The sequence below is a fragment of the Streptococcus gallinaceus genome (genome assembly GCF_024170225.1).
Lineage (GTDB): Bacteria > Bacillota > Bacilli > Lactobacillales > Streptococcaceae > Streptococcus > Streptococcus gallinaceus.
The window spans coordinates 1-13,707 of the sequence record NZ_JALJXU010000002.1 but is presented as its reverse complement, the minus strand read 5'-3'; the positions used below and the strand labels follow the sequence as shown (position 1 = coordinate 13,707).

Below are 13,707 nucleotides of genomic sequence, written 5' to 3'. Positions count from 1 at the left end.
GTACTACTTTATAGAAAGAGAATTACGCTATGAAACAGTTATCATTTGACCTTGAAAAACTGCAAAATTTGAAAGTCTACCTAACGAGAAAAAATATCGAATTGGCTACAGCAGCCTTGATTGTTCTCTGCATCATTGTCATGTTCTTAGGGCGCATTCCTACTAAAACCTCTCTTACCTTAGACAATGGAAAAATTACCTATACCGGCTATACCACCAATCATAAATTGACTGGCCAAGGTAAAGTTACCTTTGAAAATGGGGATGTCTACCAAGGACAGTTCAAAAACGGGCTCTTCCATGGTCAAGGCACCTTCCGTGCAAAGGCGGGTTGGACCTATACCGGCGCATTTAGCAATGGTCGTCCAAACGGTCAAGGCAAATTAAAAACCGAAGACAAGACAATTTACCAAGGAAAGTTTAAACAGGGGATTTATCAAGATGAGAATTAAATGGTTTTCAGTCGTACGTATCATAGGACTGGTGCTCGTATTACTTTACCACTACTTCACAAAATATTTTTCAGGTGGTTTCGTCGGTGTAGATATTTTCTTCACCTTCTCAGGTTACCTGATCACCGCCTTATTTTTGGACGAATTTGCTCGAAATAATCATATCGACATCATCGGATTTCTTAGAAGACGATTTTATCGTATCCTACCACCCGTTATCCTGATGGTGGCGCTCAGCCTACCTTTTACCCTCTTAATCCGTAAAGACTTTGTCGCCAATATCGGTCAACAAATCGTCGCCGTTTTTGGTTTCATGACCAATTACTTTGAGATTCTGACTGGCGGAAACTACGAAAATCAATTTATTCCCCATCTCTTTGTCCATACTTGGAGCTTGGCTGTTGAAGTTCACTTCTATGTTTTGTGGGGCTTGCTTGTCTGGTGGCTATCCAAACATGCTAAATCGCAAGGGCAATTGCGAGGAATGATTTTCTTCCTTTCCTCCTTCATTTTCCTAGTCTGCTTCCTCTCTATGTTTGTTCGATCATTTTTGACAGATAGCTTTTCAACCATTTATTTCTCTAGTTGGACACACCTGTTCCCATTTTTTGTCGGAAGCACTCTTGCAACCTTGACAGGGATTCAAGGAACGACCAAGCCATTCAAGCGACTCATTCATACTTGGCCTGTTAAGAAAACATTTTACTGGGCAGGCGGAGCACTGACTGTTCTTCTTCTTCTGACATTCTTCTTGAAATTTGAAAATCGTAGTACCTACCTATTTGGATTTTTGTTTTCTAGCTTGGCTACTACGTGTCTTATTTTTTCTGCCCGCCTATTGCACGAGCAATTACCAGACAAGGAAGAACCTGCTATCGTGACATTTTTAGCCGATACTAGCTACGGAGTCTACCTCTTTCACTGGCCACTCTATACTATCTTTTCACAAGCTACCAACAATCTAGTTGCAGTACTGTTAACGACTTTCTTCTCCCTTCTTTTTGCTAGTCTATCCTTCTATATCTTAGAACCACTGCTGCAAGGAAAAGAAGTCCAACTCTTCTCTGTGCAGATTAGCTGGGAACAACTTCGTCTACCAGCTTCCATCAGCGGAGCAATCATCGCCTTACTAGGCCTCTGGGTCATCTTTACTGCACCAGCTATCGGCGCTTTTGAGACTGATTTATTGACCAACTCGCTAAAACAAGCCGATACTCAGATGCAACAAACCCGTACCTTTGCGGATGGAAAAACAGCTTCTAAATACAATGTTACAGAAGGAACTACTGTCATCGGAGATTCAGTGACACTTCGTGCAACATCTGCTATCTCAGAGTTACTCCCAAATGCTATCGTTGATGCGGCTGAGAGCCGTAATACTACCCAAGCCTTGGAAATTGTCAAAACCAATATCCAAAATGGCACTCTCATGAAAAATGTCGTTATTGCAACAGGTGTGAATGTCGTCAATAATTACAACGAAGAATTGGACAATATCATCTCTACTCTTCCTAAGGGACACAGCCTCATCTTTGTAACACCATACGACGGTAATTCTGCAACGTATGAAGATCCTATCGCAGAAAAACATTACCAATATGAGCTAGAGCTCGCTAAAGAGTATGACTTTATCACCATTGCAGACTGGAATGCTACCGCTAAAAAACATCCTGAAATCTGGGCAAATAGTGATAACATCCACTTTGGTGGCGACTCACCTTCTATCCAAGCGGGTGCTAAACTCTATGTACAAACAATCCAAGAAGGACTCAACGAAGCTGCTAAAAAGCCTGTTAAAAAATAAAAATGAAGACTATTGCTAGTCTTCATTTTTATTTAATCAAATCCTTATTTCTGCTTACTCTGAAAACGCTGAGTAAAGCGATACTGATCATAGTAAGGAAAAACAGCTAGTAAAATAGTCACAGCCAGCAACCAGCCGCCGATGATGTCTGTCGGGAAATGCACTCCGATGTAAATCCGTGATAAAGCTACAAGAATTGCAACTAAGACAAGACCGATTTGGCTTAGCAAGCGGAGCGCGCCTGCTTTCATCCGTTGCTGCAAAATAATCACCAAGAAACCAGCAATTAAAAGCGTAGAAGCAGTGTGCCAACTCGGATAAGAATAGCCGGTCGTATTGACCAACCATTCAATCGTAGGACGTGGTCGCTGGTAGACATATTTGAGCAGGGTTGAAAAGAAACCCATCAAGGCAAAATTCAAAACTAGGAAATAAGCCTCAGCCTTCCATTTTTTCCAGTAGAATAGGCTCGCCAAACCAAGCATCAATAAAATAGTCACACTGGCATTGCCTAAAATAGTGATGTGCGACCAAAAAAGTGTTGCTGCTTCTGGCAACTGACCACGAAAGGCAGCTTGCAATCCTTTATCGAAACCAGCCAAAGTCTCAGGGTAAAATTTGACTGTGTAACCTAAAATAACAAAGAAGAGGGCTGCAAATGAAGCATAACGTAAATAAGATTGTTTGTTTTTCATAAATTAACTATAGGATAGCTAGCTTAAAGTTTTTTTAAATAAGGTCTGAAAGCTAGATAAAAAAGATAGAATACAAGGGCGAATAAGGCTCCCTCCAAAAGATTGAAAGGCAAGACCATCCCAAACAAATACGGGTTGAGACCTAGAATTTGTTTGATATCAAAATTCGCAACCGTTGCATACAAGGGTATCGCATAGACATAGTTGAGCACCAGCATTGAGACTGTCAATCCTAGTGTTCCAACTAGCGATGCGAGTAAGTAAGTTTTCAAGCTCGGCTTTTTCTTCCAAATAATGGCCATCGCCAGCACGAATACACCAACCGCCACAATGTTCATTGGTAAGCCAATCAAGGTTGAGGGACCAGCATTGTTAAAGACAAATTTGAGTAAGGTCCGAAGCAGTAAAATTCCCCAAGCCGACTTCAAATCCAATACCAGCAAGCCCAGTAAAATGGGAATGATGGAAAAGTCAACTTCCAAGAAGTTAGCCGTTGGAATCAAGGGAAACTTCAAGTACATGAGCAGAAAAGAAACTGCGGAAAGAATGGCAATGTAGGCCATTTTGCGTGTTTGTGTCATAAAAAAATTCCTCCAATTTTGACAAATTGAAAGAAGTCCCAAAGGTATCATTTGACTCACTTTTCGTGTACGCCAAAAACCTTCGTCTTCTCCCATCCAGACTCTACTGTCGGTTGTGGAATCACACCACATCAGCTTGCGCTCGCGGACTGACAATCCTTTTCAGATTGAATACCGCCGGTCGGGAATTTCACCCTGCCCTGAAGACAAGATAATCATAACAAAAAAACCTTACAGTTGCAAGGTTTTGGTTCATTTTTTATCTAACTAGCGACGTTCCGTCGTGCACGATAGTGGCATTGGAGACAGGCTTAGTTGTCATTTTAGACACACTTCTCCCTACTTAAGCTTGTCTGCTTCGTAGGTATGAGTGAGTTCGAGCCCCGCAAAATTTTGTTGGCGCAATGCCTCGTAAACAATCATACACACAGTATTGGAGACATTGAGACTGCGGACATGTTCATCATTCATCGGAATGCGGAGTGCCTTTTCAGGATACTGACGCATAAATTCCTCTGGCAACCCCTTGTCCTCTCGTCCAAAAAGGAAATAATGCGGACGTCCATCATCAAAGGATTGATCTGAATAAGTTTTATCGGCGAATTTTGAAATCAAATGCACTTGACCATCAGCTGCTGCCTGCATAAATCCGTCGAGATTTTCATAAAAACGGACATCCAATTTATCCCAATAATCCAGTCCAGCACGTTTCATTTTTCGGTCATCAATCGGGAAGCCCATCGGCTTGATGATATGAAGGGGGCTGTTGGTCGCTGCACAGGTCCGCGCAATATTGCCAGTATTCTGTGGAATTTGTGGTTCAAACAAAACAACATGGTTGCGTGAGGATGTTTCTTGGTAAGAAAGGTCTTCGATATTCATAGTTCTTCTTTCTATTTTTTACAAAAAAAATGCCACACTGCCCGGAGTCAAGCTCAGCAGACAGCATGGTGAATGACAAGTCATTCACTTAAATCACAACAGGTTTGATTTAAATAAATGAATATCTTGTCTTCAATTATATCATAATTTAAGTAAATTTCAAGGAAAATGAATAGATTATTCCTTGATTTTTACAGAAATTAGGATCCATTTTCAGGTTTATTTCGTCTTAGTGAAAAATGGTCTGGAACAGGGTCTTCTCCTCCTTCAACAAATGGATGGCAGCGCAAGATGCGGGATAGGCCCATCAGCACTCCCTTAAGGCCATGCTTTTCCAAGGCCTGCAACATGTAATTAGAGCAAGTTGGATGGTAGCGGCATGCGGGAGGTGTGAGAGGAGAAATGAAGCGTTGGTAGAGGCGCACCAGCTTTTTCAATAGCCAAACCATTATTTTGTCTTGGTAACAGCCAAGGTATGTAGCTGACTGACTTCTTTTTTATTGAGGCGACGGTACTCACCTGGACGCAAACCTGTCAAGTCCAAATTCCCAAACTTAGTCCGTGACAACTTGTCCACCAAAAGTCCAACAGATTCAAACATTTTCTTGACCTGATGATTGCGCCCTTCGTGAATGGTCAATTGTACCACGGAACGATTTTTTACAGGATCAACTTTCAAAATTTCATAGACTGCTGGTTTAGTTTTCTTGCCATCAATGACAACACCTTGTGTCAATGGGCGAAGTACTTCCTTGTTGGCAACTCCTTTGACACGCGCAAGGTAGACCTTATCAATCTCGTTGCGGGGGTGAATCATCTCATCGGTGAAATCCCCATCATTGGTCAAAATCAAAACACCTGAAGTATCCCAGTCCAAACGGCCAACAGGATAAATCCGCTCCTTAACGGTAGGCAATAAATCTACAACCGTCTTACGTCCCTTGTCATCCGACACACTTGAAATCACACCACGAGGTTTGTTGAGAAGGTAGTAAACCTTTTCTTCGTTGTAGATAGGCTGCCCTTCTACTTCAACCACATCACCTGACTTGATGATTGTGCCCAATTCACGAATAACTTGGCCATTTACCGTGACCAAACCTTGTTTGATTAGCTCTTCAGCCTTACGACGGCTGGCAATTCCTGCATGAGCGATATATTTGTTAATTCTCATCTTGATTTTCTCTTTCTAGAAACAATTCCGTTTCCTGGTCTGTAATTTCTAGACCTGATACATCTGGCAATTCTTCCAGATTGTTAATTCCCATATAATCCAGGAAATAATCCGTGGTTACATAGAGGTTTGGACGGCCAACCACATCCTTCTTCCCATTTTCTCGAATCAGGTCAAAGACCTGCAACTTGCTAATGGCACCGCTGGAATTCACCCCACGAATGTCATCAATTTCGACCCGAGTAATGGGCTGCTTGTAGGCAACGATGGACAAGGTTTCCAACAAAGCTCGGGACATGGATTGGTTGATAGGCGTCTTGGCATAGGCTCTCAACAAGTCTGCGTAGACCTTCTTTGTGACCAATTTATAATGATTGGAGGACTCATAAAGCATGAGACCGGCATCCTCATCTGTTTCATACTTTTGCGCTAATTTTTCCAATTGTTGGGTGACCGCTGAGGGCTGCATTTCTAGTATTTCTGCTAGATTACGCAGGGTCAATCCATCCTCGCCTGCCACGAAGAGCAAGACTTCTATTTCAGCTATTCGACTCATCTTGACTCCTTACTAGGTAAATTTCTCCGAAGTTTTCTTCTTGTTGCACCAAGATTTCCTGAACCTTGACCAACTCCAAGGTGGCTAGAAAAATCGTGATCACTTCATTCATATCCCGACTTTCCTTGAAACAGTCCGATAGTCGGATTTGCTGCTTCTTCCCAAAACGACCACGAACTTGGTCCATCATGTCTTCGATTTTGTACTCATCCCGCGCAATTGTGGCATGAGATTGACGGAGTTCCGCTTGCTTTTCTGCCATGACTTTTGAAAAGGCTAAAAAGAGGTCGACCGTCGTCTTATCCTGGGCCAGAGTCACATCCTCATAGACCAACTCAACTTTTGGTTTTGAATAATAATGGGCGCGCTCGTCATGCTGCTCTCCCATCTTTTCACTGATGATCTTAAAGCGACGGTATTCCTCCAATTGGCTCAATAAGGCCTGCTCTGGGTCTTCCTCTTCAGGCATTTCTTCCACCACCTTGGGCAAAAGTCGACGGCTCTTAATCAACATCAGCTGGCTCGCCATCAGCATGTACTCACCGGCTACCTCCAAGCGCATAGCTTGCAAGGTCGCAATATAAGCCAAATATTGCTCGATCACTTCTGTAATAGGCACCTCATAGATGTCCATCTGGTACTTGGAAACCAAGTGCAGAAGCAAGTCTAACGGCCCTTCAAAATCTTTTAATTTAATATCCATTTTTTCTAAATTTTTCCAAGCTGGTCATTGATTTGAGTCCCAATTGCTTAGCAACTTCTTCCAGAGAATTTCCTTCTGCCAATCTGTGTAAAATATACTGCTCACGCAATTTTTGCGCAGTCCAAGTCGGATGCCCAATAGCTGTGACAAACTGTGACAACTGATTGAAGAACCACTGACGTGAATAGGATTTCCCCTTTTTATCAAAAAGAAAAACTGCCCCCAGTTGTGCGTCTAGATAGGAAAGTAATTCCTTGGGCAGACTGACAACACGGCGAACTTGCTCCCGTTCCACCGTCAAGACGGCAAAACTCAGCACAACATCTTCTGTGCGGATGCCTGCAATTTCTGCAGGTGTCAAGCCAACAATCGCAATCAAAAGAGCAATGAGTTGCCCTGCCTTGTAATCTGTATCCTGCCACAAATCACCTAATTCTTCCAACTGCAAGTTTTGCGGAGCCAGGCTTGAGCTAGACTGTTTTAATTTCAACTTGACATAAGGTTCCATCGCCCCGTTTTCATAGAGAAAATAGAGGAATTGATTAACCGCAGACAACTTACGCTGCTGGGCTCTTGGCTTTAGTGACTGTAAAAAGGCTTGGTAAATCTCCAACTTTCCACTTGAAAACTGCCCCTCGCAAACATCCAAGAACTGTTGGAGGTCATATTGATAAGCCAATTGTGAATTCTTGGAAAGTTTTTTTTGCTGGAAAAAGGCTGTTATCAATGTGTTCATAAGACTTTCTATTTTTCTTCAAGGTGAAAATTGTGGACAAGGGCATTGACTGCTTTTAGGATTGACTTACGGGTGATAATCCCTAAAAATTCTTTATCCGGTCCGACGACAGGTAAAAAGGCTTCGTCAATCAATTCGCGCATGACTTCTTCCAAGTCATACTCAACAGGAACAGTTGGTCCATCCGTCTTGGCAATCAAGGAAATATCTACATTCAGCTGGTCATCAGATAGATTGTTTTCCGTTTGATAGAGAATGATTTCCCGCAAGCTGATGGTCCCAAAATATCGATTGTCTTCCGTCACAACTGGTACCCGCGAGTAGGTCATATGGCTCAATAGGAGCTTGGCATGGTCGATATTGTGCGTTTCCACAATCACGGCTAATTTTTCAGCTGGCGTCAAAAATGTTTCTTCTTGCGCCAATAAAAATTCTTTAATTTTTGGTGTTATCATCGGGCAAGTTCCTTTGTCAATGCAGGATAAAGCTGGTGATCACGAGTGAAATACTCCACCAAAAAGTGATGGTCTGTAATAGTGACAAGAACATAGAGACATTCTCTCACCAGCCCCCTTGGCTGACTGACTGATCCTGGATTAAGAAAGAGGGTTCCACCACGTACCTCTGCGTCTGGTACATGCAGGTGACCGTAAAGACAAATGTCTGCTTCTACTTCCTGTGCCCAATAGTCCAACTTCTGCCAACCGAAATTGATGCCAAACAAGTGACCATGCGTCTGAGCAATGCGGATACCATCCAAATCAGTCAAAAGAGTGTCTGGATAGCCACCATAATAGTCACAATTTCCACATACAACGGAAATCCCGTCCCAGATTGCATCATCTGCTGGCAACTCTGAATCGCCATTATGAAAAATAGCATCTACTTTGCCAAGATAGGTCTGTTTGACTGCTTCCACAATTTCCCAATCTCCATGGGAATCACTCATGACTACAATTCGTTTGCTTGCCATACTGGAAATGCCTCCAATAATTGATTAAGTGCTTTTGCACGATGAGAAATCTGATTTTTTTCCTCTAGTGTGAATTCAGCTGAGCGCTTGCCAGTTTCTCCAACGATAAAGAGTGGGTCATAGCCAAAGCCATTTTCCCCCTTGGCATCGAAGGCAATGTAGCCTTCCCAATTCGCCTCGACGACGAGGCTTTCTCGCTCAGGCGCCGCAATGACTAGACAGCAGTGAAACTGAGCAGAACGATCCTTCTGTTCAAAGACCATTGCTAATTCATGCAAGAGTTTAGCGTTATTACTCTCATCGGTTGCTCCTGCTCCTGAAAAGCGAGCAGACCAAACTCCGGGCAGACCACCCAGTCGGTCCACCTTCAAGCCAGAATCATCTGCCAAGACCATTTTTCCAGTCAGCTGGGCAATGGTTTCAGCCTTGAGCCGTGCATTTTCTTCAAAGGTCATACCGGTTTCTGCGACATCAGGTAAGTCTGGGTAGTTGTTGAGATTTTCAACTGCGTAGCCCATTTTTTTAAAGAAAGCTCGGAACTCTTTGGTTTTTCCTTCATTTTTCGTCGCAATGAGGATGGTATCTTCAAGTGATTTTTCTGAAGAAGCACCTAAAAAGTCAGCTAGCTTCACACCATTTTTTGGAAGTTGAACAGACAAGAGTTGGTCGTTTTCACTGACTAAAATGGCTCCTTGGTGACGACGTACTTCTATCTTCCGGTCAAATTCTTGATTGATGACATCCACTAAAAAGTTCAACAAATGAAAATGTGAAGAGCATTGCACGATATGAATTTGGACACCTGGACCTTCCTCAAATCGTTTCATACCAACATCTTCTAACAATTTATAAATCACTTCTGAAAAACTTGAAAAGTCATCATCTTCCAGAAAACTCGTTACATATTGAAAAGAACCTAGGCTCGCAATAAACCAGTTTGCTACATCCTTGTATTCATAAATTTTCTTTGTCATAATGTCACACGCTCCACATCTATTGTTCGATCTAGCCAGCTTTCAGCAATCTCGCGAAAGGCTGCTGGACTGGCCGTTGTGTAAAATTTATGGCCTGTTTTTTCTGCTGTCCGGCTGCGATTGATTTCAAAGTAATTAAGCAAGACGGAGATGTCCCGAGCACACTCTGCCCCACTATCAATCAACTTGACCTCTTGCCCCATAACGTTTTGAATAATGGGCCGTAGAAGCGGGTAGTGAGTACAGCCTAAGACCAGTGTATCCACCTTCCCCTTCAAGCCTCCTAGAGTCTCATAGACCACCTTTTTAGCCAAACTGGACTGATAAGAATTGGACTCTACCAGAGGAGCAAACTTGGGGCAGGCCAGACTGCTTACGTCTGTTTCAGGAGAAAGTGCTTGAATTTTTTGTCGATAAATGTCGGACTGAATAGTCATAGATGTCCCGAGCACACCGACTTTGCCAGATTTTGTTGCCTTGATAGCTGCAGATGCCCCAGGCAAGATCACACCCAAAACAGGAATATCCAAGGCTTCCTTGACCTCTTCCCAAGCAACGGCTGTTGCGGTATTGCAGGCAAAGACAATCATCTTCACATCCTTGGTCAAGAGAAAATGAACCAGCTGCCAAGTATATTCACGAATTTGTTCTGCTGGTCTCGGTCCATAAGGTGCCCGAGCCGAATCCCCGATATAGACAATTTCTTCATGAGGAAGTTGGCGCATGAGCTCACGCGCCACCGTCAAACCACCCACACCTGAATCCAAAAAACCAATTGGTCGATTATCCATCATTTCCTACTTTCGCTAAAAAAGGACTGGGATGTTCTCCCGAGTCCCATTTATGCTTATTTTTTGTTTGCAGCCTTTTGAGAAGCTTTAATCTGACGAAGTGTTTGTTGCACTTTTGCTTCGCTCGGTTTTTGTCCCATTTGACTCATCATCAAACGAAGGGCATTTTCATCCAAAACTGGCTTATCTGCGATGTAGTCCTGTACTTGCTTACGTGAAAGGTACATTCCCAAAGCGACACCACCAGCCAAAGCTGCCAAAATTAATACAATTGCTAATGCTAAATTCATATTTCTAAACTCCTTGATTTTCTTGTACCATTATATCAGAAAAATCAAAGTTTTCCAAGGTTTTGTTATGGTTTTCAATCAGCCTCTTCCTCGACAGAGAAATCAAATTGGCGGTTGTCTTTTTCACGTCAATTAACGAGGAAACCTACTCCTCAAAATCAAATCCATAAAGGGTTGCAAAATAGTCCTCTGGTGTCTCAGCGCGTCGAATCATGCGAGCTGATCCGTCTTCTTGGAGAAGGATTTCTGCTGAGCGCAAGCGGGCGTTGTATTGGTACCCCATAGAGAAGCCATGCGCACCTGTATCATGGATAACAAGTGTGTCACCGACACGAGCCTCTGGCAATTCACGTTCCTTGGCAAATTTATCATTATTTTCGCAAAGCGAACCAACAATGTCCACAACCTCTACCGCACCTTCAGAATTGGTCATGTTGGTGATATGATGGTATGAGCCGTACATAGCCGGACGAAGAAGATTGACAGCAGAAGCATCTACGCCCACATAGTCACGATAAGTCTTCTTACGGTGGAGAACCTTGGTAACCAAGAGACCGTGCGGTGCCAGCATAAAGCGTCCCAATTCGGTGAAAATTTTGACAAAGCCCAGTCCGTTTGGTGTCAGGACTTCTTCATAGACCTTGCGCACGCCCTCACCGATGATGACAATGTCATTTTCTTTTTCTTCTGGGCGATAATTGACCCCAATTCCTCCAGATAAGTTGATAAAGCTGAGTTCAACTCCTGCTTCTTCCTTGATTTCGACTGCGAGAGTGAAGAGTTGGCGTGCCAATTCGGGATAATAATCATTGGTTACGGTATTGGAAGCAAGAAATGAGTGAATTCCAAATTCTTTGACGCCCGCAGCCTTCAAATCCTTAAAACCTTGGATCAACTGGGCACGTGTCATGCCAAATTTGGATTCCTCTGGATTGTCCATAATGTCAGTCCCAAGTGCAAATACCCCACCAGGATTGTAGCGGAGAGATACCGTCTCAGGTAGGCCTGCCACTTCCTCTAAGAAGGCAATTTGTTCATAGGCATCCAAGTTAATGGTCGCTCCAATCTCACGCGCATAGCGGTATTCTTGGGCAGGCGTATTGTTGGAAGAAAACATAATATCGGTAAAACCAAGTTTGTCGCTCATCAACAATTCGACTTCTGTCGCACAGTCCACACCGCAATTCTCTTCTTGTAAAATCTTCAAAATTGTTGGATTGGGAGTTGCTTTGACCGCAAAATACTCTTTAAATCCAGGATTCCAAGCGAATGCTTGATTGACCGCACGCGCTTTTTCACGAATTCCTTTTTCATCATACAGGTGAAATGGCGTTGGAAATTGCTCAGTTAACCTTTCTAGTACAGGTGTGGAAATAAAAGGGGTCTTTGTCATCGTTACTCTCCAAATCTTCAAAATATGTTGTCATATTATACCATAAAATACAAGTTTTCTGGCAAAATATTCGCAAAATTCTAGTCCCGACTTGCAATCTGACCTCCTAGCGTTATAATGGAAGGGTAAATTTTTTAGAAATGGAGTGAACCATGGCCGAATTAACACAAAACTTCACTGAAAAACTCTATGCAGACTATTTGGCAAATCCCAAATACCAAGCTGTAGAAAATGCTGTAACCCACGCTGGGCTTCTAAAAGCACTGGAAACGCGCCAAAGCGAAATTGAAACAGACCCTGTCTTCTCCATTGACTTGACAAAAGATGCAGTTTCAAACCAAAAAGCATCTGGTCGTTGCTGGATGTTTGCTGCCCTCAATACCTTCCGCCACAAACTCATCAGCGAGTTCAAATTGGAAAACTTTGAATTGTCACAAGCCCACACTTTCTTCTGGGACAAATACGAAAAATCAAACTGGTTCTTGGAACAAATCATCGCAACAGCTGATCAAGAATTGGGTAGCCGCAAGGTAAAATTCCTCTTGGATGTCCCTCAACAAGACGGTGGTCAATGGGATATGGTCGTTGCCCTCTTTGAAAAATACGGCGTCGTACCGAAATCTGTTTATCCTGAATCTGTATCATCTAGCGCCAGCCGTGAAATGAACCAATACCTTAACAAATTATTGCGTCAAGATGCACAAATTCTCCGTGAATTGGTCACAAACGGCGGCGATGTTCAAGCTAAAAAAGAAGAACTTCTCCAAGAAATCTTCAACTTCCTAGCAATGAACCTTGGTTTGCCACCACGCACATTTGACTTTGCCTACCGTGACAAAGATAACAACTTCTACTCAGAGAAAAATCTGACACCACAAGCTTTCTACGAAAAATATGTCGGCTTGAAACTCGAAGACTATGTCTCTGTCATCAATGCTCCAACAGCTGATAAACCATATGGCAAATCTTATACTGTTGAACTCCTCGGAAATGTCGTTGGTAGCCGTGACGTACGCTACATCAACTTAGACATGGACCGCTTCAAAGAATTGGCCATTGCCCAAATGCAAGCCGGCGAGTCAGTTTGGTTTGGTTCTGATGTCGGCCAAATGAGCGACCGTCAATCTGGTGTTATGGCAACTAACACTTACGACTTTGCATCTGCTATGGATATTCAATTGACTCAAGACAAGGCTGGTCGCCTGGACTACAGCGAAAGCTTGATGACTCACGCTATGGTCTTGACCGGAGTTGACTTGGACGAAAATGGCAAAGCAACCAAATGGAAAGTCGAAAATTCATGGGGAGACAAGGTTGGCCAACAAGGTTACTTCGTCGCTTCTGATGCCTGGATGGATGAATTCACTTACCAAATCGTTGTGCGCAAAGAATTCCTCACAGCAGAAGAATTAGCTGCCTACGAAAGCCAACCAATCGTCCTTGCACCATGGGATCCAATGGGAGCACTTGCAAACAAATAAAACTGTTACAGTTAAAAAGAAAAGGCCCCGGACTTTTGTACTGCCCCCAAAAGTTAGACACTATATTTTAAGCACAGGATTGAGCTCTGTATTGAACGGGACTCAGTCCTTTTAATTTTGTTTTGACTCTCTTGTTATTGTAGTAAACTATGTATTCTTTGATGGCAGATTCAAGCTCCACCAGTGATTTGTAGGACTCTTCATAGCCGTAAAACATCTCTG

General features: G+C 43.0%; 18 protein-coding genes and 1 riboswitch. Of the genes, 3 read left to right on the top strand and 15 right to left on the bottom strand.

Annotated elements, in window-relative coordinates; genetic code table 11:
• The first annotated feature begins 29 nt into the window (after positions 1-29).
• Both J2T50_RS02505 and J2T50_RS02500 read left to right on the top strand, forming a co-directional pair.
• Positions 30-452, top strand: a complete 423-nt coding sequence (locus J2T50_RS02505; RefSeq protein ID WP_253363352.1) for an MORN repeat-containing protein — start codon at positions 30-32, stop codon at positions 450-452.
• Positions 442-2,256, top strand: coding sequence for an acyltransferase family protein (locus J2T50_RS02500; RefSeq protein WP_253363350.1), 1,815 nt, complete (start codon positions 442-444; stop codon positions 2,254-2,256). The genes J2T50_RS02505 and J2T50_RS02500 overlap by 11 nt, the downstream gene beginning before the upstream one ends.
• A gap of 44 nt (positions 2,257-2,300) precedes the next feature.
• Here J2T50_RS02500 and J2T50_RS02495 read toward each other — a convergent pair whose 3' ends face one another.
• From J2T50_RS02495 to J2T50_RS02430, 14 genes are all read right to left on the bottom strand, one after another.
• The gene (locus J2T50_RS02495; protein WP_253363349.1) at positions 2,301-2,951 is read right to left on the bottom strand and encodes a phosphatase PAP2 family protein; all 651 of its coding nucleotides are present in this window, start codon (positions 2,949-2,951) and stop codon (positions 2,301-2,303) included.
• Positions 2,952-2,974: 23 nt separating this feature from the next.
• Positions 2,975-3,532 carry an ECF transporter S component gene (locus J2T50_RS02490; protein ID WP_253363347.1) on the bottom strand — a complete coding sequence of 186 codons (558 nt, stop codon included), beginning with the start codon at positions 3,530-3,532 and terminating at the stop codon, positions 2,975-2,977.
• A gap of 80 nt (positions 3,533-3,612) precedes the next feature.
• Positions 3,613-3,744: riboswitch (FMN riboswitch) on the bottom strand.
• Between the two features lie 127 nt (positions 3,745-3,871).
• Positions 3,872-4,414 carry a tRNA (cytidine(34)-2'-O)-methyltransferase gene (locus J2T50_RS02485; RefSeq protein ID WP_253363341.1) on the bottom strand — a complete coding sequence of 181 codons (543 nt, stop codon included), beginning with the start codon at positions 4,412-4,414 and terminating at the stop codon, positions 3,872-3,874.
• A 200-nt stretch (positions 4,415-4,614) separates the two neighbouring features.
• A complete protein-coding gene (gene yidD, locus J2T50_RS02480) occupies positions 4,615-4,863 on the bottom strand; it encodes a membrane protein insertion efficiency factor YidD (protein WP_253363340.1) in 249 nt (82 codons plus the stop codon).
• Positions 4,863-5,588 (bottom strand): pseudouridine synthase, encoded by a 726-nt coding sequence (locus tag J2T50_RS02475; protein WP_253363339.1) that lies wholly within the window; start codon positions 5,586-5,588, stop codon positions 4,863-4,865. Before J2T50_RS02475 ends, yidD begins: the two co-directional genes overlap by 1 nt.
• Complete coding sequence (gene scpB / locus J2T50_RS02470) at positions 5,578-6,144, bottom strand: SMC-Scp complex subunit ScpB (RefSeq protein ID WP_253363338.1); 567 nt, start codon at positions 6,142-6,144, stop codon at positions 5,578-5,580. The genes J2T50_RS02475 and scpB overlap by 11 nt, the downstream gene beginning before the upstream one ends.
• Positions 6,128-6,847 carry a segregation/condensation protein A gene (locus J2T50_RS02465; RefSeq protein ID WP_253363330.1) on the bottom strand — a complete coding sequence of 240 codons (720 nt, stop codon included), beginning with the start codon at positions 6,845-6,847 and terminating at the stop codon, positions 6,128-6,130. Before J2T50_RS02465 ends, scpB begins: the two co-directional genes overlap by 17 nt.
• Positions 6,837-7,583, bottom strand: a complete 747-nt coding sequence (xerD, locus tag J2T50_RS02460; RefSeq protein ID WP_253363328.1) for a site-specific tyrosine recombinase XerD — start codon at positions 7,581-7,583, stop codon at positions 6,837-6,839. The genes J2T50_RS02465 and xerD overlap by 11 nt, the downstream gene beginning before the upstream one ends.
• An 8-nt stretch (positions 7,584-7,591) precedes the next feature.
• On the bottom strand, positions 7,592-8,038 hold the full coding sequence (gene cbpB, locus J2T50_RS02455) for a cyclic-di-AMP-binding protein CbpB (RefSeq protein ID WP_253363320.1): 447 nt from the start codon (positions 8,036-8,038) through the stop codon (positions 7,592-7,594).
• Entirely contained in the window at positions 8,035-8,556 is a 522-nt protein-coding gene (locus J2T50_RS02450) for a metallophosphoesterase (protein WP_253363313.1), read from the bottom strand. Before J2T50_RS02450 ends, cbpB begins: the two co-directional genes overlap by 4 nt.
• On the bottom strand, positions 8,535-9,530 hold the full coding sequence (locus tag J2T50_RS02445) for a nucleoside-triphosphate diphosphatase (RefSeq protein ID WP_253363312.1): 996 nt from the start codon (positions 9,528-9,530) through the stop codon (positions 8,535-8,537). Before J2T50_RS02445 ends, J2T50_RS02450 begins: the two co-directional genes overlap by 22 nt.
• Positions 9,527-10,321, bottom strand: coding sequence for a glutamate racemase (gene racE / locus J2T50_RS02440; RefSeq protein WP_253364037.1), 795 nt, complete (start codon positions 10,319-10,321; stop codon positions 9,527-9,529). Before racE ends, J2T50_RS02445 begins: the two co-directional genes overlap by 4 nt.
• 56 nt (positions 10,322-10,377) lie before the next feature.
• Positions 10,378-10,611 carry a YneF family protein gene (locus J2T50_RS02435; protein ID WP_253363311.1) on the bottom strand — a complete coding sequence of 78 codons (234 nt, stop codon included), beginning with the start codon at positions 10,609-10,611 and terminating at the stop codon, positions 10,378-10,380.
• Between the two features lie 145 nt (positions 10,612-10,756).
• The gene (locus J2T50_RS02430) at positions 10,757-12,004 is read right to left on the bottom strand and encodes a diaminopimelate decarboxylase (RefSeq protein WP_253363310.1); all 1,248 of its coding nucleotides are present in this window, start codon (positions 12,002-12,004) and stop codon (positions 10,757-10,759) included.
• Between the two features lie 152 nt (positions 12,005-12,156).
• On the opposite strand from J2T50_RS02430, the gene pepC reads away from it, so the two are divergent.
• On the top strand, positions 12,157-13,485 hold the full coding sequence (pepC, locus tag J2T50_RS02425) for an aminopeptidase C (protein WP_253363309.1): 1,329 nt from the start codon (positions 12,157-12,159) through the stop codon (positions 13,483-13,485).
• Positions 13,486-13,552: 67 nt separating this feature from the next.
• Here pepC and J2T50_RS02420 read toward each other — a convergent pair.
• A partial coding sequence (locus J2T50_RS02420) for an IS3 family transposase (protein ID WP_253364035.1) occupies positions 13,553-13,707 on the bottom strand: 155 nt, incomplete at its 5' end.

Excerpts from the sequence above, each read along its gene's own strand:
- J2T50_RS02435 (WP_253363311.1), bottom strand. The coding sequence starts at position 10,611 with ATGAATTTAGCATTAGCAATTGTATTAATTTTGGCAGCTTTGGCTGGT.
- J2T50_RS02475 (WP_253363339.1), bottom strand. The coding sequence starts at position 5,588 with ATGAGAATTAACAAATATATCGCTCATGCAGGAATTGCCAGCCGTCGT.
- J2T50_RS02450 (WP_253363313.1), bottom strand. The coding sequence starts at position 8,556 with ATGGCAAGCAAACGAATTGTAGTCATGAGTGATTCCCATGGAGATTGG.
- racE (WP_253364037.1), bottom strand. The coding sequence starts at position 10,321 with ATGGATAATCGACCAATTGGTTTTTTGGATTCAGGTGTGGGTGGTTTG.
- J2T50_RS02445 (WP_253363312.1), bottom strand. The coding sequence starts at position 9,530 with ATGACAAAGAAAATTTATGAATACAAGGATGTAGCAAACTGGTTTATT.
- pepC (WP_253363309.1), top strand. The coding sequence starts at position 12,157 with ATGGCCGAATTAACACAAAACTTCACTGAAAAACTCTATGCAGACTAT.
- xerD (WP_253363328.1), bottom strand. The coding sequence starts at position 7,583 with ATGAACACATTGATAACAGCCTTTTTCCAGCAAAAAAAACTTTCCAAG.
- J2T50_RS02500 (WP_253363350.1), top strand. The coding sequence starts at position 442 with ATGAGAATTAAATGGTTTTCAGTCGTACGTATCATAGGACTGGTGCTC.
- J2T50_RS02430 (WP_253363310.1), bottom strand. The coding sequence starts at position 12,004 with ATGACAAAGACCCCTTTTATTTCCACACCTGTACTAGAAAGGTTAACT.
- J2T50_RS02485 (WP_253363341.1), bottom strand. The coding sequence starts at position 4,414 with ATGAATATCGAAGACCTTTCTTACCAAGAAACATCCTCACGCAACCAT.
- J2T50_RS02490 (WP_253363347.1), bottom strand. The coding sequence starts at position 3,532 with ATGACACAAACACGCAAAATGGCCTACATTGCCATTCTTTCCGCAGTT.
- J2T50_RS02495 (WP_253363349.1), bottom strand. The coding sequence starts at position 2,951 with ATGAAAAACAAACAATCTTATTTACGTTATGCTTCATTTGCAGCCCTC.
- J2T50_RS02465 (WP_253363330.1), bottom strand. The coding sequence starts at position 6,847 with ATGGATATTAAATTAAAAGATTTTGAAGGGCCGTTAGACTTGCTTCTG.
- yidD (WP_253363340.1), bottom strand. The coding sequence starts at position 4,863 with ATGGTTTGGCTATTGAAAAAGCTGGTGCGCCTCTACCAACGCTTCATT.
- J2T50_RS02505 (WP_253363352.1), top strand. The coding sequence starts at position 30 with ATGAAACAGTTATCATTTGACCTTGAAAAACTGCAAAATTTGAAAGTC.
- scpB (WP_253363338.1), bottom strand. The coding sequence starts at position 6,144 with ATGAGTCGAATAGCTGAAATAGAAGTCTTGCTCTTCGTGGCAGGCGAG.
- cbpB (WP_253363320.1), bottom strand. The coding sequence starts at position 8,038 with ATGATAACACCAAAAATTAAAGAATTTTTATTGGCGCAAGAAGAAACA.